This is a genomic window from Hephaestia caeni, assembly GCF_003550065.1.
GTDB lineage: Bacteria > Pseudomonadota > Alphaproteobacteria > Sphingomonadales > Sphingomonadaceae > Sphingomonas > Sphingomonas caeni_A.
In genome coordinates, this window is the sequence record NZ_QXDC01000004.1 from 759,869 (window position 1) to 779,343 (window position 19,475).

22 protein-coding genes are annotated in these 19,475 nt (G+C 68.0%); 9 read left to right on the forward strand and 13 right to left on the reverse strand.

Annotated elements, in window-relative coordinates:
• The first annotated feature begins 8 nt into the window (after window positions 1-8).
• The 6 genes from DFR49_RS18195 (at window position 9) to DFR49_RS18220 (ending at window position 6,786) form a co-directional block, all read left to right on the forward strand.
• Window positions 9-512 (forward strand): hypothetical protein, encoded by a 504-nt coding sequence (locus tag DFR49_RS18195; RefSeq protein WP_119037068.1) that lies wholly within the window; start codon window positions 9-11, stop codon window positions 510-512.
• Window positions 513-584: 72 nt separating this feature from the next.
• Window positions 585-791 (forward strand): hypothetical protein, encoded by a 207-nt coding sequence (locus tag DFR49_RS18200; RefSeq protein WP_119037069.1) that lies wholly within the window; start codon window positions 585-587, stop codon window positions 789-791.
• Window positions 792-1,571 (forward strand): GNAT family N-acetyltransferase, encoded by a 780-nt coding sequence (locus tag DFR49_RS18205; RefSeq protein ID WP_119037070.1) that lies wholly within the window; start codon window positions 792-794, stop codon window positions 1,569-1,571.
• A 94-nt stretch (window positions 1,572-1,665) separates the two neighbouring features.
• Window positions 1,666-4,503 (forward strand): M16 family metallopeptidase, encoded by a 2,838-nt coding sequence (locus DFR49_RS18210; protein ID WP_119037071.1) that lies wholly within the window; start codon window positions 1,666-1,668, stop codon window positions 4,501-4,503.
• Between the two features lie 276 nt (window positions 4,504-4,779).
• Window positions 4,780-5,691 carry a hypothetical protein gene (locus DFR49_RS18215; protein ID WP_119037072.1) on the forward strand — a complete coding sequence of 304 codons (912 nt, stop codon included), beginning with the start codon at window positions 4,780-4,782 and terminating at the stop codon, window positions 5,689-5,691.
• A gap of 81 nt (window positions 5,692-5,772) precedes the next feature.
• Entirely contained in the window at window positions 5,773-6,786 is a 1,014-nt protein-coding gene (locus DFR49_RS18220) for a cell wall hydrolase (protein WP_425454961.1), read from the forward strand.
• A gap of 61 nt (window positions 6,787-6,847) precedes the next feature.
• Here the strand turns inward: DFR49_RS18220 and DFR49_RS18225 are convergent, their stop codons facing one another.
• The 3 genes from DFR49_RS18225 to DFR49_RS18235 all read right to left on the reverse strand — a co-directional run bounded on the left by DFR49_RS18225 (window position 6,848) and on the right by DFR49_RS18235 (window position 10,955).
• The gene (locus tag DFR49_RS18225; RefSeq protein ID WP_119037074.1) at window positions 6,848-8,737 is read right to left on the reverse strand and encodes an alpha/beta hydrolase family protein; all 1,890 of its coding nucleotides are present in this window, start codon (window positions 8,735-8,737) and stop codon (window positions 6,848-6,850) included.
• An 83-nt stretch (window positions 8,738-8,820) separates the two neighbouring features.
• Window positions 8,821-10,440 carry a hypothetical protein gene (locus DFR49_RS18230; RefSeq protein ID WP_119037075.1) on the reverse strand — a complete coding sequence of 540 codons (1,620 nt, stop codon included), beginning with the start codon at window positions 10,438-10,440 and terminating at the stop codon, window positions 8,821-8,823.
• Between the two features lie 116 nt (window positions 10,441-10,556).
• On the reverse strand, window positions 10,557-10,955 hold the full coding sequence (locus DFR49_RS18235; protein ID WP_119037076.1) for a hypothetical protein: 399 nt from the start codon (window positions 10,953-10,955) through the stop codon (window positions 10,557-10,559).
• A 134-nt stretch (window positions 10,956-11,089) separates the two neighbouring features.
• Between DFR49_RS18235 and gmk the strand changes: the two genes are divergently transcribed.
• Window positions 11,090-11,752 (forward strand): guanylate kinase, encoded by a 663-nt coding sequence (gene gmk, locus DFR49_RS18240; RefSeq protein ID WP_119037077.1) that lies wholly within the window; start codon window positions 11,090-11,092, stop codon window positions 11,750-11,752.
• A 498-nt stretch (window positions 11,753-12,250) separates the two neighbouring features.
• Here gmk and DFR49_RS18245 read toward each other — a convergent pair whose 3' ends face one another.
• Genes DFR49_RS18245 through DFR49_RS18270 form a run of 6 tightly spaced genes read right to left on the reverse strand, consistent with a single transcriptional unit; the run spans window position 12,251 to window position 16,110 of the window.
• Window positions 12,251-12,931: an ATP12 family chaperone protein gene (locus tag DFR49_RS18245; RefSeq protein WP_119037078.1), complete on the reverse strand. Its 681-nt coding sequence runs from the start codon at window positions 12,929-12,931 to the stop codon at window positions 12,251-12,253.
• Window positions 12,928-13,155, reverse strand: a complete 228-nt coding sequence (locus DFR49_RS18250; RefSeq protein ID WP_119037079.1) for a hypothetical protein — start codon at window positions 13,153-13,155, stop codon at window positions 12,928-12,930. Before DFR49_RS18250 ends, DFR49_RS18245 begins: the two co-directional genes overlap by 4 nt.
• Window positions 13,152-13,811: an HAD-IA family hydrolase gene (locus DFR49_RS18255; RefSeq protein ID WP_119037080.1), complete on the reverse strand. Its 660-nt coding sequence runs from the start codon at window positions 13,809-13,811 to the stop codon at window positions 13,152-13,154. Before DFR49_RS18255 ends, DFR49_RS18250 begins: the two co-directional genes overlap by 4 nt.
• The gene (locus DFR49_RS18260) at window positions 13,811-14,896 is read right to left on the reverse strand and encodes an RluA family pseudouridine synthase (protein ID WP_119037081.1); all 1,086 of its coding nucleotides are present in this window, start codon (window positions 14,894-14,896) and stop codon (window positions 13,811-13,813) included. Before DFR49_RS18260 ends, DFR49_RS18255 begins: the two co-directional genes overlap by 1 nt.
• Entirely contained in the window at window positions 14,893-15,270 is a 378-nt protein-coding gene (gene crcB, locus DFR49_RS18265) for a fluoride efflux transporter CrcB (RefSeq protein WP_119037082.1), read from the reverse strand. Before crcB ends, DFR49_RS18260 begins: the two co-directional genes overlap by 4 nt.
• Window positions 15,271-15,312: 42 nt before the next feature.
• Complete coding sequence (locus DFR49_RS18270) at window positions 15,313-16,110, reverse strand: hypothetical protein (protein WP_119037083.1); 798 nt, start codon at window positions 16,108-16,110, stop codon at window positions 15,313-15,315.
• Between the two features lie 44 nt (window positions 16,111-16,154).
• On the opposite strand from DFR49_RS18270, the gene DFR49_RS18275 reads away from it, so the two are divergent.
• Window positions 16,155-16,376, forward strand: a complete 222-nt coding sequence (locus tag DFR49_RS18275) for a hypothetical protein (RefSeq protein WP_119037307.1) — start codon at window positions 16,155-16,157, stop codon at window positions 16,374-16,376.
• 163 nt (window positions 16,377-16,539) lie between these two features.
• Here DFR49_RS18275 and DFR49_RS18280 read toward each other — a convergent pair whose 3' ends face one another.
• The 3 genes from DFR49_RS18280 to DFR49_RS22580 form a co-directional block, all read right to left on the reverse strand.
• A complete protein-coding gene (locus tag DFR49_RS18280) occupies window positions 16,540-17,139 on the reverse strand; it encodes a glycine zipper 2TM domain-containing protein (protein ID WP_119037084.1) in 600 nt (199 codons plus the stop codon).
• A 112-nt stretch (window positions 17,140-17,251) separates the two neighbouring features.
• A complete protein-coding gene (locus DFR49_RS18285; protein ID WP_119037085.1) occupies window positions 17,252-17,686 on the reverse strand; it encodes an OsmC family protein in 435 nt (144 codons plus the stop codon).
• Window positions 17,677-17,895, reverse strand: a complete 219-nt coding sequence (locus tag DFR49_RS22580; RefSeq protein WP_425454967.1) for a glycine zipper 2TM domain-containing protein — start codon at window positions 17,893-17,895, stop codon at window positions 17,677-17,679. Before DFR49_RS22580 ends, DFR49_RS18285 begins: the two co-directional genes overlap by 10 nt.
• Before the next feature lie 33 nt (window positions 17,896-17,928).
• On the opposite strand from DFR49_RS22580, the gene DFR49_RS22585 reads away from it, so the two are divergent.
• The gene (locus DFR49_RS22585; RefSeq protein WP_425454968.1) at window positions 17,929-18,075 is read left to right on the forward strand and encodes a hypothetical protein; all 147 of its coding nucleotides are present in this window, start codon (window positions 17,929-17,931) and stop codon (window positions 18,073-18,075) included.
• 869 nt (window positions 18,076-18,944) lie between these two features.
• Here the strand turns inward: DFR49_RS22585 and DFR49_RS18295 are convergent.
• Window positions 18,945-19,373, reverse strand: coding sequence for a CHRD domain-containing protein (locus DFR49_RS18295; protein WP_119037087.1), 429 nt, complete (start codon window positions 19,371-19,373; stop codon window positions 18,945-18,947).
• Between the last annotated feature and the right edge of the window lie 102 nt (window positions 19,374-19,475).

The window sequence follows — 19,475 nt, forward strand, 5'->3', positions numbered from 1 at the left end:
GCAGGCCGATGACCAGAATCATGATGGCGGCTCCACTCGCGCTTCTCGCAATCCTTGGCGGATGCGGTGAAACGACGGCGCCGACCAACACCGTCGTGGCAGACGATTCCGCCGCTGCGGATAACACCGCCGATGCCGCCGTCGCCGATACCTCATGGGCCGGCCTTCGCGACCTGATCGGGCAATATCCCCGCGACGTGAACCTGTTCGGGGGAAGCGCGATCACCGGCGACCTGAAGGCGCTGCTGGGCGAGAAGTTCGACGTCTTCGTACAGAACATGGAGGTCCAGGGACCGCTGGCGGAGGACAAGGGCGTCCTGTGGACGTCGGGCAACAAGGCGCATCAGGGCGGCGTCGATGCCGCCTATCTGCTCATCGATCCCGCGACGCACCAGCTTGAGGCGGGATTGTGGGAAAAGGGCGCGCTCAAGACCTATGCCAGCCCCGGCGCCCCGATCGCCAAGCCCGCGGATGTCCAGACGCTGCTCGCCAATGCCGGGCACCCGTCCTAATCCAAGATTACGGATATCGGCGGCCGCCGATGCGTTGACCAACCCCCTTCACTCCCAGACCGGACGCGTAGCTTGACCGATCGTCATCAGGATTGCCCCAACGAAATCACTGCCGCAGCACGTGACGCGCGCGAGCATGATGAAGCCGCAGCACCTGCCAAGGCAGCGCATCACAAGCGCCGCCGCTGGCCGGTCGCCTCGATCGGGATCGGGCTCGGCTCGGCCGCGCTCACCGCCGCCCTCATGTATGCGGGCAGGAATCGCGACAGGAAGAAATAGGTGGCGGGCCCGCGCGAGATTGCCGTCGCGCGGCGCTGGTTCCGCCTTCGCGGGCGTCATCCCACAGAGACGCAAGATGCGTTGATCGTCGCGACGCCGGCGTTTCCGGATACCTGGGACGCGAATTTCGCCCTGGCCAAGCCCCGCGCCGATCCGCCGAGGCTGATCAAGGCGCTCGATGCGGCGATGGAGCACAGCAAATGGCGTGTCGTCATGAGCGACGTATTGACCGATCCCGGCGTCGACGCGGCGCTCGCCATGACCGGATTCGAGCAAGGTTCCCCGACGATCGAAATGCTGCTGACCGACGACCCGGCGCGGCACCGATCCTTGCCGGCGATCGAGACCGTGCCGGTCGAAAGCGAGGCGGATTGGTCGCGGCTCGAGCATCTGGTGCGCATCGACCATGACGAAGGCCGACGGACAGGAGACACCAGCGCCGCGCTCAGCCGGGGCCTGATCGCCGCCATGCGCACCGCCGCACGGCCCGGCGATTATGAGATCATCCGTATGGGCGGCAGGGATATCGGTTACGGCCTCGCGTTGGCCTGTCCGGGCGGCCTGGGGTTGATCGAGCACCTGTTCACCGCGCCCGAAGCGCGTGGGCGCGGCGCGATGACGGCGTTCATCGTTCACGCCGTCGAGCGGCTGCGAAGGCAGGGCTGCTCCGGGACATTTCTCGACGCGCACGCTCATGATACGCCGCGCTTCCTGTATCAGCGGCTCGGCTTTGTGCCGATCGCGCTCAACCGTTGCTGGGCGCGCCGCTTATCCTCTTGAACGCGTTCCCGACGCACTGTCCTAGTCGGTTGACACAGTTGCCGGGTCGGGCGCACGACAGCGAATATCATCCTTTCCTCGGGGGGAATCACCGATGCTGTTTCGTGCTGCCCTGTTGCTCGGCGCCGCCGTGCTGCCGCTGTCCGCCTTCGCCCAGGCCAGCCCGCAAGCCGCTGCGCCTGCCGCCGCTTCGGTGAAGCCGATCGCCTTTACCGAACGCACGCTCGCCAATGGCCTGCGCGTCTATGCGATCCACGATCCCGCGACCGCCAATGTTTCGGTCAACGTCTGGTACGATGTCGGCTCGAAGGACGATCCCAAGGGCCGTTCGGGCTTCGCGCATATGTTCGAGCATCTGATGTTCAAGGCGACGCGCAACCTGGTGCCCGAGCAGATGGACCGGCTGACTGAGGATGTCGGCGGCTACAACAACGCCTCGACTGCCGACGACTACACCAATTACTTCGAGGTCGTCCCCGCCAACCACCTCCAGCGGCTGCTGTTCGCCGAGGCCGACCGCATGGCGAGCCTGGTGGTCGAGCCCAAGAGCTTCGCGTCCGAACGCGACGTCGTGAAGGAGGAACTGCGCCTGCGCGTGCTCGCCCAGCCATATGGCAAGCTGTTCTACCTCTATTTCCCCGAAATCTCGTACACCAACCATCCCTATGCGCGGCCGGGGATCGGCAGCATCGCGGATCTCGAGGCGGCGTCGATCGACGACGTGCGCGCGTTCCACGCCACCTATTACCGGCCCGACAATGCGATCCTGGTGGTCGCAGGCAATTTCGATCCCGCGCAGCTCGATCGATGGGTGGATCAGTATTTCGCGCCGATCGCGAAGCCCGACCGGCCGATTCCGCGCGTCGCCGTCACCGAGCCGATCCGCACCAAGGCGGTGCGCTATACCGTCTACGAGCCCAACACGCCGCTGCCCGCGGTGCTGATCAGCTATCCGCTGCCCCCCGACAACAGCCCCGACACGCCGGCGCTTACCGTGCTCGATGCGATCCTTTCCAAGGGCGAAAGCTCGCGGCTCTATCACGATCTGGTCTATCGCGATCAGCTCGCGCAGTCGGCGGAAACCTATCTCGATACCAAGCAGCAGGGCGGCGCGCTCGCGATCTACGCGATCATGGCGAGCGGCAAGGAGGCTGCCGACGGCGAGGCGGCGCTGCGCAAGGAAGTGGCGCGGCTGCGCGACGCGCCTGTCACCGCCGCCGAACTCGCCGAGGCCAGGAACGAGATCCTGACCGCGACGATCCAGAACCGCGAGACCGCCGCGGGCAAGGCCAATGTCCTCGCCTCCTCGGTGATCATCGACGGCGATCCGCGCGCGGCCGACAAGCAACTCGCGGCAATCGCACAGGTGACGGCGGCCGACGTGCAGCGCGTGGCGCAAAAATACCTTACCGAGGCGCAATCGGCCGCGATCCGATATCTCCCCGCCGAGAGCGCTGCCGCGGGCGCCAAAGGCGACACCGTATCGGTGCCCGCCACTGTGGTTACCGCGCCGCTCGCCGCGCCCGCAGGTATCAAGATCGTCACCCCCGCACCCGAGGGCGAGCGCGTGCTGCCCCCGCCTCCGGGCAAGCCGGTCGCGGTGACGATCCCGACGCCGGTCGCGGTGACGCTTGCCAACGGGATGCGCGTCGTCACGGTCGCGAAGCACGACCTGCCGCTCGTCACCGCGACGGTGGTGAGCGAGCGCGGCGGCGCGCTCGATCCCGTGGGCCGCGCGGGGCTGGCCAGCCTTACTGCCGGGCTGATGACCAAGGGCACCGCCACCCGCTCGGCGACCGACATCGCCAGCCAGATCGAATCGCTTGGCGGCGCGATCGCGAGCAGCGCGGATTGGGACGGTTCGTCGGTGACGGTCACGATCAAATCCGACCAGCTCGCGCCCGCGCTCGGCATCCTCGCCGACGTGACGCGCAACCCCGCCTTCGCCGCCGACGAGATCGACCGTGCCCGCGCGCAGGCGATCGACGCGGCCAATGTCCAGATGACCGACCCGATGGCGCTTGCAGGCATGGTCGCCGATCGGGCGATCTTCGGGGCGCAGCCGTACGGCCACGTTCTCGAGGGGACGCCCGCATCGCTCGCGGCGCTCAAGCGCGGCGACATCACCGCCGCTTATGCGAGGAGCTGGCAACCCGGCGACGTCACGCTGGTGATGGTGGGCGACATCACTCCCGCGGCGGCAAAGGCACTGGCCGAGCAGCAGTTCGGCACCTGGAAGGCAGCCCCCACCGCCGAGGCAGCGGCCGCGCGCGCCACAGCCGCACCCGCCCCCAGGGTGATCGCGGTCGACCTCCCCGATGCGGGGCAGGCCGGGATCGTCGTCGGCCGTCCCGCGATCGCCCGCAACGACAGCCGTTTCTATGCCGCGCAGGTCGCCAACGCGACGCTGGGCGTCGGTTTTTCGTCACGACTCAACCAGGAAATCCGCATCAAGCGCGGGCTTTCCTATGGCGCCGGCAGCCAGATGCCGGGCCGGCGCGATGTCGGCCCGTTCAAGGCGGCCACGCAGACCAAGAATCCGTCGGCGGCCGAGGTCGTCTCGCTGATCGTCGCGGAGATGGCGAAGCTGGGCGCCGCACCCGCCCCCGCGGCCGAACTCGACACGCGCAAGGCGGTGCTGGTCGGCGGTTTCGGCCGCGCGGTGGAGACGACCGACGGCATCGCGGGCATCCTGGGCGACTTCATCGAGGAAGGCGTGCCGCTGTCCGAACTCAAGACCTATTCGAGCGACATCACCGGCGTCAGCCCGAAAGCGGTCCAGGCGGCGGCCAGACTGTTCGACCCCAAGGGCGCGAGCATCGTCGTGGTGGGCGATTCGAAGCAGTTCATCGACGATCTGCGCAAGACCTATCCCGATCTCGAACTGATTCCGTCGAGCGCGCTCGATCTTGATGCGGCGGTGTTGAAATAGGGTGCGGCCGGAGGAACCGCCGCTTGTGCCGGCACCGTGATCGCAGGGTCGCAACGCGATCCGGGTTTCCCCTCAGCGTCGCGCGGAGATAAACCCCACGCGCCACGACGGCGCCGGCACGGTGCGGTGCGCAGAGAGACTCCCCCCGAGATGCTCTGCACCGATGGCCGCCTTGTACCCGCATCTCGGCGGCCGCGAATGGTCATTTTTGCGTAAATCATAATTCCCCCGTATCGATCGTCAGCGAATCCGATTGATCTGGGGGGACAATCTGACATGAACACCGGGCGCATGCTCGACCCCGCGAGCGGTACGCCGTTCCGGCCGGCGCGACATATCATCGCACATCCTCGCTTCGCCACGGCGCGGAACGCGTATATCGGCCAGCTATCGGCGCTCTACAGCGGCAAGCCCTTCCTCAGCCATATGATGGGCGAGGCGGTGCGCGCGGTGATGTTCGGGCTGATCATCTGCCTTCACGTCAATTATCGGCCCGACGATCGCGCGTCGCAGCCGACGCTCGCGAAGCTGAAGCGCACGCTCCAAGCTTACGGCCTGACCAGCCCGCGCCGCGTCGAAGCGCTGATCGCGCGTCTCATCCAGGTCGGCTATCTGCGCACCGAAGCAGCCCCCGGCGATCGGCGGGCACGCCTGCTCGTGCCCTGTGCGCCGATGATCGAGCACGACCGCGAATGGCTGGCGCTGCATTATGCACCGCTTGCGGTGCTGTTTCCCGACGATCCCGCTTATCGCCGCCCACTGGCGCACGATCCCGCGTTCCAGCGCGAGCAGCGCCGCGCCGCCGGGGGCACGATCTCGCACTCGGCGCAGGCGCTCGCGACCAATCCCGCGATCATCCTCTTCGGCTCGCACGCCGCCGGCTTCCTGATCCTTGCCGCGCTCGCCGATTCCGCGATCCACGCCGATGACGGCATCGCGCGACTTCCGACGGCAGAGCTTGCCCGGCGCTTCGCCGTCTCGCGCGCGCATGTTCGCCGTACCCTCGCCGCGGCGCGCGCGCAGGGGCTGCTTACGTTCGACGCCGCCGAAGATCGCGGCGTCGTGCTGGCGCCCTCGCTCTGGAGCGCGATCGATCGCTTCATCGCGGAATCGATGGAGCGCCACGATCTCACCGCAATGCGCGCGTTGCGGGCGCTCGACGCGTCGGAAGCGGATACCGGGGATTGAATTAACCCTGTTTCGTCCCGCCCCGAGACAATCCGAAATCGGGCCTCACCGTCGAGGCCTATCTGCGCTATGCGCGCCCGGGTGATCGCCCGTCTCGTCAACCACAAACATGCGCGCGAACTGGCCGTCGCCTGCATCGGTTTCCTGATCTGCGCCGGCGTGTCGGCGCATGGGGCACTTCGCGCGATCGAAGCGCATCCTGGTGCGATAGCAACCGTCGCCCTCCCCCAGACTCCGGCCGACGCCAGCGCCGCGGCGCCCGCACCCGGCACGACCGGCACCATCGCGCTTCCCGCCCTACCGGTTCCCGCCGGCACTGACTCAGGTGACGGCTCGGTGTTGCCGGCACGCGCCTTTTCGATGGCGGCCGCAAGCCCGATCGATCGCGCGCGGGCGCTCACCTGCCTCGCCGACGCCGTCTATTACGAAGCGGCGTCCGAAAGCGATGCCGGGCAGCGCGCGGTGGCGCAGGTGGTGCTCAACCGCGTCCGCCACCCGGCGTTTCCGGCGACGGTGTGCGGCGTCGTTTTCCAGGGATCGGAGCGCGCCAGCGGCTGCCAGTTCAGCTTCGCCTGCGACGGCACGATGGCGCGGACGCCTTCGGGCGCGGCGTGGAGCAAGGCGCTGAGCATCGCGGGCGCGGCGCTGGGGGGCTATGTGTTCGCGCCGGTCGGGCTGGCGACGCATTATCACACCTATGCGGTGACCCCGGCCTGGAACCGGCAATTGGTGATGACCGATGCGATCGGCGCGCATTTCTTCCATCGCTGGCGCGGTTGGTGGGGCACGCCCGCCGCGTTCAACCAGGCCTATATCGGCAGCGAGCCGCTGCCGGGGCCACATGCCGCCCCTGCCCGGCAACCCATCACGCCGCCGGCTCCGATGATCGCCGATGCCGCACGCGCGACCGTTGCGGGCGCTGTCGCTCCGGCCGCGCCCAAGGCCGATCCGATTGCGCTGGCGATGATCCAGCCGGCCTATGCCGATAGCGGCGCGCTGCGCGGCCCGCTTGCCGCCCCCGGCAGACAGCCCGACACGCTCCCGCAAAGCCAGGTGCTCGACCGCTGGAAGGATTCGGGCAAGCCCCTGAAATAAGGTCGGTCGTCGGGCCGGCTCCTGTTGCCGCATGAGACTCCAGCTTTCGCTGGAGTGACGGTCAGTCCGCCAGATATTTGTCGAACCAAGCGATCGTGCGGTCGTGCATGTCCCGTGCATGATCGGGATCGCGGATGCCGTGGCCTTCGCCTTCGTAGATCATCAGCGTGGTCGGCACGCCCATGTCCTTGAGCGCATGCCACCATTCGATCGATTGCGTCGGCGGCACCTCGATATCGCGCTCACCGACATAGATGAAGGTCGGCGTCTTGGCGTTCTTGACGTAATTGACAGCCGAGACGCGGCGATAGGCGTCGTAATCGTCGTAAAGCGGCTTGCCGAAAAAGGGCAGCATCCAGGTGTTGATACCGTTGGTGCCGTAATAGCTGACCCAGTTCGAAAGCCCCGCCCCCGCGACGATCGCCTTGAAGCGATCGGTCTGGGTGTTCGCCCACATCGCCATGAACCCGCCATAGCTGCCGCCCATCAGCCCGAGCCGGTTGTCGTCGATCGGCGCCTGCTGCTCGACCGCGTCGATCCCGGCGAGGATATCGCGCAGATCGCCGCCACCGAAATCGCGGCGGTTGGCGTCGACGAACGCCGCGCCCTGGCCATAGCTGCCGCGCGGATTGGGCAGGAACAGCCAATAGCCCTTGCGCAGCAGATCGATCGTGGTGCCTTCCGAGGCGAAGCGCGGCGTGCTCGCCGCCGCGGGGCCGCCGTGGACGATCGTGATCATCGGCGCCTTCGTCTTCGGATCGGCACCGACCGGCGACAGCAGCCAGCCCTGAACGTCATAATGCTCGTTCTTCCAGCGGATGCTGCGCGCCTCCATCACGGGGGCGAGATCGTCGTTGTCGTGGGTGATCTGGCGCGGGGCGGCGGCGCTGCCGGCATAGATGGCCGGAGCGTGCGTGAAATCCTGCACGACGGTCGCGATCGTCTTGCCGTCGGCGCTGTAGGCGACCTTGCCGTCGGCCGCGGCGAAGCTCGCCATCTTGCGCCACGTGGTGGTCGGCGTGCCCGACGCGTCGAGCGTGTTGAGTTCGAGCGTGTCGGCGGCAAGCGCAACGGTGTGGATGCCGCTGGACAGCCAGTCCATCGAGACGTTGGTGGTGGTCGACCCCCTGGTGATGTTGGTCGGCGTGCCACCCGTGAACGGCACCGTGTAGACATCGCCGCCGATCGATCCGAAATCGCTCATCAAGCCGCCGATATAGGCGACCGATTTGCCGTCGGGCGAGACGCGCGGCAGGTTGAGCTGGGTCGTCGGCCTGGCGATGTTGCGCACTGCGCCGGTAGTGGCGTCGACCGCATCGAGCGTCGCCACCCACCAGTTCGCGTCGCCATTGCCCGGCGCGCTGGTGACGACGAAGCCGTGCCCGTCGGGCGTCCAGTCATATTCGTAGATATAGCGATCGGCCGGCGACAGCGGCTTGACCGCATCGGCCGCGACGCTGGCGCCGACATCGAAGATCGCCAGCCGGCGCTCGTCATAATGCTCGCCGATCTCGCCGATCTGGCGCACGCCCGCCTGGGTCGCGCCCGCCTCTTTCTTCGCACCGATCGTCACCAGCAGCGCAATGCGCTTGCCGTCGGGCGAGAAGCGCGGCGTGGCGGCGATGCCGTTGATCGTCGCGACGGTATTCGCCTGGTTGCCCTTCGCGATTTCGAGTCGGGTGACGTCGCCGTCGCGCATCAGGAAGGCGATGGTGCCATCGGGGCCGAAGGTTGGATCCGAATAACGGCACGTCTCGCACGGATCGATCGTGCGGATGATGCGGCCATCACGCGCATCGCGCAGCGTGACCGCCGCGCCGCTCGCCTCGGTAGTCTCGATGGTGGCCAGTGTCCGGCCGTCGGGCGACATCACGAGATCGCCATATTGGTGCGTGGCGGCAAAGGCCGGGCCGGCGACCGACACGAGAAGCAGAGCGAGCGGCAAGCGCATGGGATTCCTCCGGATAAGGACGTTGCCGCTGGATAGCACGTCCGCGCACCGGGGCAATCGATGCGGGGTTGCGAAGGAGGGTGTCAGCGGCGGCGGGGATCGGCATCGCGGCGCGCCGCGGGCCGATGCGCTGCCGCCCGATGCGACGCCGCCCGGCGCGGTGTCTGCACCCGGTGGGAGGGCGCTGGGCGCGCGCGCTGGGGTGTCGCGCGATGCTGCGCGGTGCGGGGCGCGGCCTGCTGCCGGTGCGCGCGCCGGGGCTGCTGTCGCCGCATATGATCGGCCTGTGATCGACGCTGTACCGCCTGCGCGCGACTGCGGGTTTCAACCGCGTGCTGACGCCTGGCAGTCGCCGCCCGGGCCTTGACCTGCGACGACCGCAGGGCGGCCGCGCGGCGGTGCTCGGCGGTACGGGCCTTCACCCGCGCCTGTTGTGCCCGCTGATGCGTCCGGGCTTGTGTCCGCCGGGCAGTTTCGGCGCGTGCGGTGGCGCGATGCGCGCGACTCTGCGCCCTCACCTGCCCGCGATGCGCGGCCGTCCGAGCCCGATCGGCACGCGCCGCGTGATGGTCGGCGCGCGCGTTGCGCGCCACCGCGACACGTTGCTGCGCCGCGCGGGCATGGTCCGGCTGCGCCTGGCGGTGCCGCGTCGGTTCGAGCCGATGGCGCGCGACCGCGTGACGGGCATCGGCCAGCCGTTCGCGCTGCGCCGCTTGCGCCCGGACATGGCGCTTTGCCGAGACCTGCTGCGCGTGGCGACGCTGATAGGAGAGCTGTTGCGTACGCTGCACAGCCCGGTTGCGCGCATGATCGCGCGCGGCGGTGTTGTAGAAGCGCGGCGCGTGGCCCCGGAAATCCCGGCGCTGCCAGTTCGCAAAGCGTGTCGCGGCGTGGCGGCGGCGCTGGCGCTCCTCGCGCCAGTGGTGCGCCTGCGCCGCGGCGGCGCGTGCCCGCACATGGTTGGCGCGATCGACGCGATGGCGCGCGCGATCGATCGCGTCGCGCCGGACCGCCCATTGCCGGGCGGCGACACCGTAGTGATACCGATGCCGCGCCGCCGCGCGCAGATGGCGGGCGCGTGCATAATAGCGCGAGGCCGCGCGGCGCTCCTGCGCCCAGCGCGCGCGACCGAGTGCGCGGCCGTCGGGGCCGTAGATCACGGTGATCGTGCCGCCCGAATAGCCGTAGCCATAATAGGGATCGCGAATGAAATACGGCGCGACCGCGCCCGGCTGATAATAATAGGTGCGATAGCCGTCGTCGATCGGCTCGATATAGGTGGCATAGCCGTCGCCGGTCTCCCACGCCCAGGGCTCGACGCCGTAGCCGTCGTCGAAATAATAATCGGGCGGGGCCGCGCCGAACACGTCGTCGAGCGCGCCGGCGCGGTCGATCCACGCATAGCGATCGTCGGCGGCGATCGGCCGCGCGACCGGCAACGGCGCCGTGGCGGGCAGCGCCCGGGCCGATGGCGCCGTCGCGATCGGCGCGGCGGCAGCGAGCGTCATCGGCTGCGCATCGGGCAGCGGCGGCAGACCGGCGAGGCCGCCGTCGCGCAGCGCGTTCGCCCATAGTGCCTGCCGATCGGCCGTGGCTGGGGCAGTGGCGGTATTATCGGTCGCGGACGGATTGCACGCCGCGATCATGAGCGCCGCACCGAGCGCCCCGGCGACCTGCGCCTGGAGACGAGCCTTGCGGATCATCGCGGCTCTCCTGGTTGCTTCATCATCGAGCAACCATGAAGGACCGGCCCTGAACCCGCCGTGGCCCGCCTGTTCATGCGAGGTGAAGGCGCGCGGTGGCGCCCGAAACGGCGGCTTTAGTGTGTCGTGCCGCCCGCTGGTGGTTCTTTGGACGCGGTCGGCGGGTCGGCCCGCTTGTTCTTGAGCCAGCGATCGAGCGCCGCGGTGGCGATGCCGGCCGCCGCGCTCGCGAACTGCGCGCCCGCCGCGTGCGGATCGCGGTGCGGCGGCTCGTCGGCGGCAGCAGAGGCCGCCTCCGGCCCGGCCGCGCTGTCCGCCGCGCCGGAAGGCGACGCCGCCGCCGATTTACGCCGGGCGATCGCCGCCGCCGCCGTCATCAGCCCGGCAAGCGCCACTTCACGGCCGAGCGGCGTATCGAGCGCGGCGAGCAGCTTGCCGCCCTTCTTGCGTAATTTCTTGGGGATTTTCACCCCCGCGACCTGCTTCGGCAGCCGCGCCTTGTTCTTCTTGCCCATCCCGGCATCCTTCCGATCCGCTACACGCTCTACGCGACAGCGTATTACCTATATATTACACCACGGCCGGGAAAGATAGCATGATCAGCGCGCGGTGCTTGACGAACCGCCATCGCCCGCGCCACTTGCGCGGCATGACACCTCCGACCTCACGCCCGCTCCAGCCCGATCCGCACGGCTTCAAGCGTCGTGGCGTCCTGTTCGTCCTGTCATCGCCCTCGGGCGCGGGCAAATCGACGATCGCGCGCAAGCTGCTCGCCGCGCATCCCGAACTGGGCGTGTCGGTATCGGCGACGACGCGGCCGATCCGCCCCGGCGAGGAGGACGGCAAGGATTATCATTTCGTCGATCTCGAACAATTCCGGCGCATGACCGCCGAGGGCGAGTTCCTCGAATGGGCACACGTTTTCGGCCATCGCTACGGCACGCCGCGCGCGCCGGTCGAGAAGATGCTCGCCGAGGGCAAGGACGTGCTGTTCGACATCGACTGGCAGGGCGCGCAGCAATTGTTCCAGATCGCGGGCGGCGACGTGGTGCGCACCTTCATCCTGCCGCCGTCGATGGAGGAACTGCACCAGCGGCTGCTCAAGCGTGCGACCGACACGATCGAGGTGATCGATGCGCGAATGCAGCGCGCCGCCAACGAAGTGAGCCACTGGGACGGCTACGAATACGTGCTCGTCAACGACGATGTCGAGGAATGCTTCAGCAGCGTTTGCACGATCCTCGAGGCCGAACGGCTCAAGCGCTCGCGGCAAACGGGGCTGATCGGGTTCATCCGCAAGCTAATCAAATAGGGCGTCGGTTCGGCCATCGCGCGGCGCCGATCGAAGGCTCGCCCGAGGCGCGGAAGGTTACAAAGGTTACACTAGGTTCCCCCCTGTTTCGCCTTCCCCTGCGCATCGTGCGCACCGGGCACGACGGTTCGGACGGCAAAGCGCCGACGCGGATGGGATCGACCGATTCAAAGAGCAACGGGGATCATGACATGATTCTGGGATTGTAGGGCAGCGAAAAGAACAAATAGGGAATCTTTCGAAGGCGCGTGAAGAAGAAGAATTGGTTCGCGCGGAGGCGCGGAGACGCGGAGAGTCGACGTGCTTTTTCGTCCGTCTCGCGTCAGCGAGACCGTGAAGTTCGAGGTTGCCGGGAAATGATTGGCCGCTGGCGCGGGCGACGGCACCCACGAACGATACACCTCCGCGTCTCCGCGCCTCCGCGTGAATCAATCTTCTTCGAGCCTGGCGATTGTGGCCCTGGACTCCCGCTTTCGCGGGAAAACAGGATGCGATCCGCTAGCGCAGCAACGTCAGGAAGCGCGCGCCGGCGTCGAAATCGGCGCGGTGGGCGGCGCGGGCGCGTGTAGCGAGATCGTCTTCGCCCCATTGTTCGGCCTGCCACGCCTCGTCGACGTGCGCCGCCGCCCATACCATATCGGCGTCTGCAGCGCCCTCAAACAAGGCGAGCGCGGCGATGAGCGAGCCCGTTGTGGTGACGATCGGCGATAGCCCGGCGATTTCGAACGGCGTCCGCGCCGCGACCGCATCGGCGAGGCGCGCGATCGTCGCCGCGGGCTGGGGGCGGTGGATGACGCCGGTGGCGATCTCGACATGCACGTCGTACCGCCGCCGCGCCCAATCGAGCAGCGGATCCCACGACGCGGCCTGCCGCGCGACCAGATCGGGGGGCGATTCGGCGCGATAGCAGAGCAGATCGCTCTCGCCGTAGCGCGCCAACCCGGCGGCAAAGGACGCGGGATCGGCGGCGACGCGATCGATCGCGGCGTTGGCGAGCCCGGTAAGCGGCATCGCGCGCGGATCGACCGTCTCGCTGACGCCGCGCCATTCGTCGGCCACCGCCTCGGCGAGCGCGGGGGTGGGCAGCACCAGCGGCGCGCGGCCCGGCGTACGGATCGGGCGACCGTCGAGCCGGATGCCGCCATCCTCGACGGTGACATGCTTCCAGAAGCGTTTCATTCTTCGGGCGGGCTGCGCCAGCGATGCGCGAGCGCGCGCGGCACCGTCGCGATCATGTAGAGCGCGGCGAGGACGATGCCGACGCCGATCGCCTTGTCGGGCCAGTCTTGCGCGCGCGCGATCAGCACCACGCCGAACACCGCGCCCACAGCACCCGCGATGCGCGTCGCCGTCATCGCGAAATAACGGTTGCGGGCGATTCGGGGATCGACCGGCTGGGTCATGCCGCCTCCATACAAAGCGGCAGATGCGCCGCACTCTCCGCGATCGCATGCGCGCCCGCGGCGGTCAGCTCGTCGCGCGCGTGATAGCCCCAGGCAACGCCCACCGCCCGCGTGCCCGCGGCGCGCGCCATCGCCATGTCGAAGCTGGTATCGCCGATCATCACACTGGTCTCGGGCGCGGCGCCGGCTTCGGCGATCGCCGCCTCGATCATCGACGGGTGCGGCTTGGACGGGTGGCGATCGGCGGTTTGCAGCGTGACAAAGCGCGCCGACAGACCGTGCGCGGCAAGGATGTACCCGAGCCCGCGATCGGATTTTCCGGTCGCGACGCCGAGCAGCCAGCCATCGGCGTCGAGCGTGCCGAGCATGTCGGCGACGCCGTCGAACAGCGGCTCGTCGGCGAGCCCGCCGGTGATGCGCATCGAGGAGAATATCTGCTTGTAGGTATCGGCGAGGCGAGCGTGATCGTCGGCCTGCGCTTCGGGAAGCAGCATCCGCATCGCCTCGACCAGGCTCAGCCCGACGATGCGGCGGATCGCGATGCGCGGGGGCGGCTCGATGCGGTGCGCGGTGAATGCTTCCTCCACCGCGCGGCAGATATTGGCCTGGCTGTCGACGAGCGTGCCGTCGCAATCGAAGATCGCGAGCCGGTGCATCAGCCGCGCCGGCGGCCGCGCTCGCCCCGGCGTTCCTTGCGGGCCTGCTTGGCGTGCGCCTTGGCCTGCGCCTTCTTGACCGCACGGCTGGGCGGCGCATCCTCGGCGAGCCGCAACGCATCACCCAGCGCGGGGTCGAAGCCGAGCAGCCCCATGCTCTCGTCGAAATGCGCCGGCAAGGACGCGGTGACGTCGACCTGCCCGCCATCGGGATGGTCGATACGGATACGCCGCGCGTGGAGGTGCATCTTGCGGCTGACGCCCCCAGTGAGGAACGCCGCCTGCCCGCCATATTTGCCGTCGCCGACGATCGGATGGCCGATCGCCGCCATGTGAACGCGCAACTGGTGCGTGCGCCCGGTGAAGGGCTGAAGTTCGACCCAGGCGGCGCGATTGCCCGCGCGTTCGATCACGCGGTAACGGCTGCGCGCGATCTGGCCGTTTTCCTCATCGACGTGCATCTTCTCGCCGCCGGTTCCCGGCTGCTTGGCGAGCGGCAGATCGACGATGCCGTCCTCGATCCCCGGCACGCCGACGACGAGCGCCCAATAGACCTTGCGCGCGGCGCGCCCCGAAAAGCTCTTGGCGAAGAACGCGGCGGCGCGCGCCGTGCGCGCCAGCAGCAGCGCGCCGCTGGTATCCTTGTCGAGACGGTGGACGAGCTTGGGGCGGTTTTCGGCGTCGAACTGGAGCGCGTCAAGCAGGCCGTCGACATGATCGTGCGTCTTGGTGCCGCCCTGCGTCGCCAGCCCCGGCGGCTTGTTGATGACGATCGCCTGCGCATCGCGGTGGATCACCATCGCTTGCGCGAATTCGATCTGATCGTCGCTGAGCGGGGGACGCTCGCGCTTGGGCTTGGCAGTTGTTTTGGCGGGCTCGAGCGGGGGCACGCGGAGCGTTTGCCCCGCCTGCAACCGATCACCCGGCGTCGCGCGGTTGCCGTCCACCCGAAGCTGGCCGGTGCGTGCCCATTTGGCGACGACGGTATAGGTCGCCTCGGCCATATGGCGCTTGAACCAGCGATCGAGGCGGATGCCGTCGTCATCGGCCGATACCTTGAACTGACGGACCTCGTCGGCGCTCATGCCGCCACCCGCGCTAGCGCGAGCCCCCCGAACAGCGCCAGCACCGAACCGATCACCGAGATGAGCACATAGCCGAGCGCCACGCCCCAATCGCCGCGCTCGATCATCGTCGCGACGTCGAGCGAGAAGGACGAAAAGGTGGTGAAGCCGCCGAGAATGCCGACACCGACGAACAGCCGGAAACTCTCGTGGCCGACTGATTGGCGCATCAGGAATCCCGCCAGCAGCCCCATGACGAAGCCGCCGACGAGGTTGACCGTCAGGATACCCCACGGATAGCCCGGCCCGAGCGCGTGCAGCGTCCACTTGCCGACGAGATGGCGCGCACCGGCGCCGATCGCGCCGCCGATCATGACGAGGAGGAGTGCGAACATCCCATGCGCGTTAGCGCAGGTGGCTGCCTGTGAGAAGCGTGGTCAATCGGCGGCGTTGACGACGAGATCGATCACGCTGCCCCCTTGCGCCCGCGGCCGCACGATGACCGCATAGGCGGCGGCATCGCGATCCCGCGTGCCGTGGAGCGTATTCATATCGTCGTCCGCACGGTGTTCGGCAGAAAAGCCGCTTGCGCTGGCGTGCGCATAATAGAAATCGATCGCGCCCTTGACCGGCATTGCGGTGACGAAGCGCGCCGCCCGCAAAGCGCACTGCCCCTCGTCGGTTCCCGCCGCGACGAGCACGCGCGCATCGCGGGGCAACGGCAGCGCGGCGGGCATCCGCGCGGCCCAGCGCGCCGAATAGCGCAGCGTCGCCGCGCAGACGCGAGTGCGCGGATCGCGCCCGGCGGCGGCGAGCGCGCCGAGCGTACGCGCCTGGCGTGCGATCGTGCATTCAGCGCAGTCCCCGCCCGGCTCCGGGGCATGAACCGAGGGCGCGGCGGGCGGCGCGATCGGCGCGATGTCGACCGGCGGCAGGCCGCCCGACGGCGGACGATCCGGCGGGCGCAAGGCATCGCCGTTCGCCTGTTGGCCGAGATCGGGATCGACGAGGATCGGATCGGCGAGCGCGTCGGCAAGCGCGGGATCGAGCGTCGGCGCGCTGGTCGAATCGCGCTGGCTGCGCGGCGCCTCGCTGCCGCAGGCGGCGAGTGCGAGCGCCGTGATCGTTCCGGCGGCAATGATTCTGATCGGCGCGCGCGGCACGGCATCGTCCTGGCTCACGAAAAGACGGTAAATGACCTCGAAAGGTTTAAAGTCGGTTGATCGCGCGGCCACGCCTGCGCGCTTGCAACCATGCCGCGACCAACGCAGGATGCGCCATGCTCAACATTCTTTCTTTCCTCGTCGGGCTCGTCGCGCTGGTGCTGGCGATCCCCGCGTTCGTGCCGCTGCTCGGCTGGATGAACTGGGGCGTACTGCTGATCGCGGTGCTGGGGTTCGGGCTCGGGGCGCTTTCATCGCGCAACGGCGGCCGCAACTTCAACCTGATCGTGATCCTCGTCTGTATCGTGCGGCTGTTCCTGGGCGGCGGCTTCATCTGACGAAAAAAGAGGCCCGGCCGAAGCCGGACCTCCCTCCTTTCGTGTGTCTGCTGGATCAGCGGCACCGGCCCTCTCCCCCACCCCACCTCCCAGTGAGCATAATGTCTTGGGTGGTGGGGTGGGGGAGAGGGCCGGTCCCGCCTCCACGTTAGTGGATCAGACGCTAACGGCAGATCACCTGGCCGCGATCGATCTCGTTGCCGAGCAACGCGCCCGCGCCGGCGCCAATCAGTGTGCCGAGCAACTGCGACCCGCCGTCGGTGACGAGATTGCCGATCACACCGCCGGCGAGCCCGCCGATGATCAGCCCGGTCGTCCCGTCCGACCGGCGGCAGTAATAGCGCCCGTTGCCGCCGCGATAGATGCGGTCGGCGCGCGTCAGCCGGCGCGGCTGATAATAGCGCCCGTCGCGATAATAGCGGTCGGCATAATAATGGTTGTAGCCGGGCTCGTAGCGGTTCCAGTCGTATCTGCGATAGCGCCGCCAGTCGCGCATGTCCTTGCGGCGTTCGCGCTGCGCCTTGCGGATATCCTTGCTGCGCTCATGCTGTGCCTTTCGCATGTCCTTGCGATAGTCGCGCTGCGCCTTGCGCACGTCCTTGCGCGAATCGGCCCGGCGCAGATCACGGCGATAGTCGTGATTGGCGTCGCGCACGTCGTGGCGATATTCGCGATCGATCTGGTACGGGCTTCGCTGGGCGGCGGCCGGCGCCGCCGACAACGTGACGGCAAGCGCGGTCGCGGCGAGAATCGGGATACGCATGGTTCAACTCCTTCGTCTCTACACGACAACAAGACGCAGACCCTAAACCATGCGATGTGAACCGAAGAAACACCTGTCGTTCACCGCCCCGAAAGCAGTGATCGATCGTCGCTCAACCGCCATTCAACTGATAATCGAGCGAAATTTCGGCGTTGAGCACCTTGGAGATCGGGCAGTTCTTCTCCGCGCCTCGGGCGATCTCGGCGAAGCGAGCTTCGTCGATCCCCGGCACGCTGGCCTTGAGCGTCAGATCCGAGCGGGTGACCTTGAAGCCGTCGCCGTCCTTGTCGAGCGCGACCTTCGCGGTCGTCTCGAGCGTGCCATCGGCGAAGCCCGCTTTCGCCAGCCCGAAGCTCAGCGCCATCGTGAAGCATGACGCATGCGCCGCGGCGATCAGCTCTTCGGGGTTGGTGCCAGGTTCCTCCTCGAACCGGGTGGTGAAGCCGTACGGCTGATCGGCGAGCACGCCCGACCCCGTCGAGACATGGCCCTTGCCGTCCTTGCCCAGCCCTTCGTAACGCGCCGAGGCGCGACGCGTTATCGACATTTCGCGTCTCCCTTGTCGATCGCCTGGCCGACGAGCGCGCCCGCACCCGCGCCGAGCAGCGTGCCCAGCAGGCCCGAGCCGCCCGGCGCGATGACGTTGCCGAGCACGCCGCCACCGAGCGCGCCGACGATCAGGCCGGTCGTGCCGTCGTCGCGCTTGCAATAATAGCGGCCGTCGGAGCCGCGATAGACGCGGTCCTCGCGGCTCAGCCGGCGTTCGCGATAGCGGCTGTCGTTGCGATAATGGCGATAGGCATCGTAATTGCCCTGGGGGGCCTGGTTGTAATAGCCGGGGCCATAACGACTGTCATTGCCGTAGCCTTCGGCGCAGGCGCCAAGCGACAGCAGCGATACCGCACCGAGCGCGATCCAGATCGGCTTCATAGATAGTCCCTCCTGTTTGGCGTCCGGCGATCATGCCGACACCGGGTGACGAGCCGATGATCAACGAGGCTCGATACGATAGCGAAACGCTTTCCGACCAATCGGGTTGCATCGCAAAGGGCACGAAACGCCCGATTCGCAAGAAGCTGTCGGCGCCCTGAAAGATCGTGTCCGGCAATGCACGATATCCACGTTATCCACAGGCTGGAACGCGTATTCCGCGCTTGGCGCGACTCGGGAAAGGTGACAGCATCCCCCCTGTAAGCGGATGAGATCGAGGTGAGAAATCATCAAGAGATCAGAAACTTACGGCTGAACCGATGCCCTGGTGCCGCAAGGAAACCGTGGCTCGGATCGGTCGGGATGACACCATCGTGCAAGTCTTTTCGGATCGTCGCGCAAGCGATCATCCGCGGGCATCACGAAGGATGCATCCGACATCGTCTCCCTTATGCCTTCGGGCACAGGCGAGGCAGGCCGCGAACGGGCCGGGAATTGCGACCCCCTTTCACCGGGCGGGACGCGGATTTCGGAAACCGGCACGACCAGACGCGACGCAGGCGCGATTTCGATCGACCCGCGACGCGAGGCCGCCGAGGCCGAAACCGCGGCATGCCTTCGGGTATGCAGACGGGCGGCCTTGGTGACCGACCTGCGACACAAGCCCCCTTCGGGGAGCACGTGAAGCATGCCGCCGACCTTGATCGGGCGGCTGCCCTTCGGGGCCGGCCGGCTGAGCGAAGTCCGGCGACACGGAGGGGTCGACAGCGATGTCGGCCCCTCTTTCGCGTGGGCGCACGTACGGTGGCCGAGGCATGTTCGACTGCGGACGGTAAAAAGTATCGGGTTGCCGCTCCAACCCGTCAGACCTCGGGTCAGCGCGCGGCGAGCTGGCCGCGAATCGCGCCCTTGGGATAATCGGCGGTGTGGACGTTGACGTAATAGCCCGCCGGATCGGCGATGATCGCCGCCGCGAGCGCCTTATCGACGCTGAGGCATTCCTTCGAGCGGCCGCTGGTCGGCGGCGCGAGCGGCAGCACGGGCGGCCCCGCGACGCCAAGCGCCCCCTTATGGATATGCGCCGCCGTCGGCGCGGAAATCCCGCGCACGTCGAGCGTGTAGCAGACGGTGTTGGTGGCCGAATCGGCCGTCACCTTCACCGTACCGGTGCCGTCAGGATCGCCCGGGCCAGGCACTTCCTGCGCGCCGACCAGCGCGGCATTCCAGCTTTCGCCGACGGTGCCGGCGATCGTCGCGCAGCCGGCGAGCGCGAGCGCGGGGACGAGCAAGGCGTAAGGGGTCATCGACCATCTCCTTTCGATCGATCCTATCCGCTGGCGGCCGGGCGGCAAGCCCCCGCCCCTCGCACTACGCGATTTCCTTGCCTAAATGGGGGGGGCGGCGGC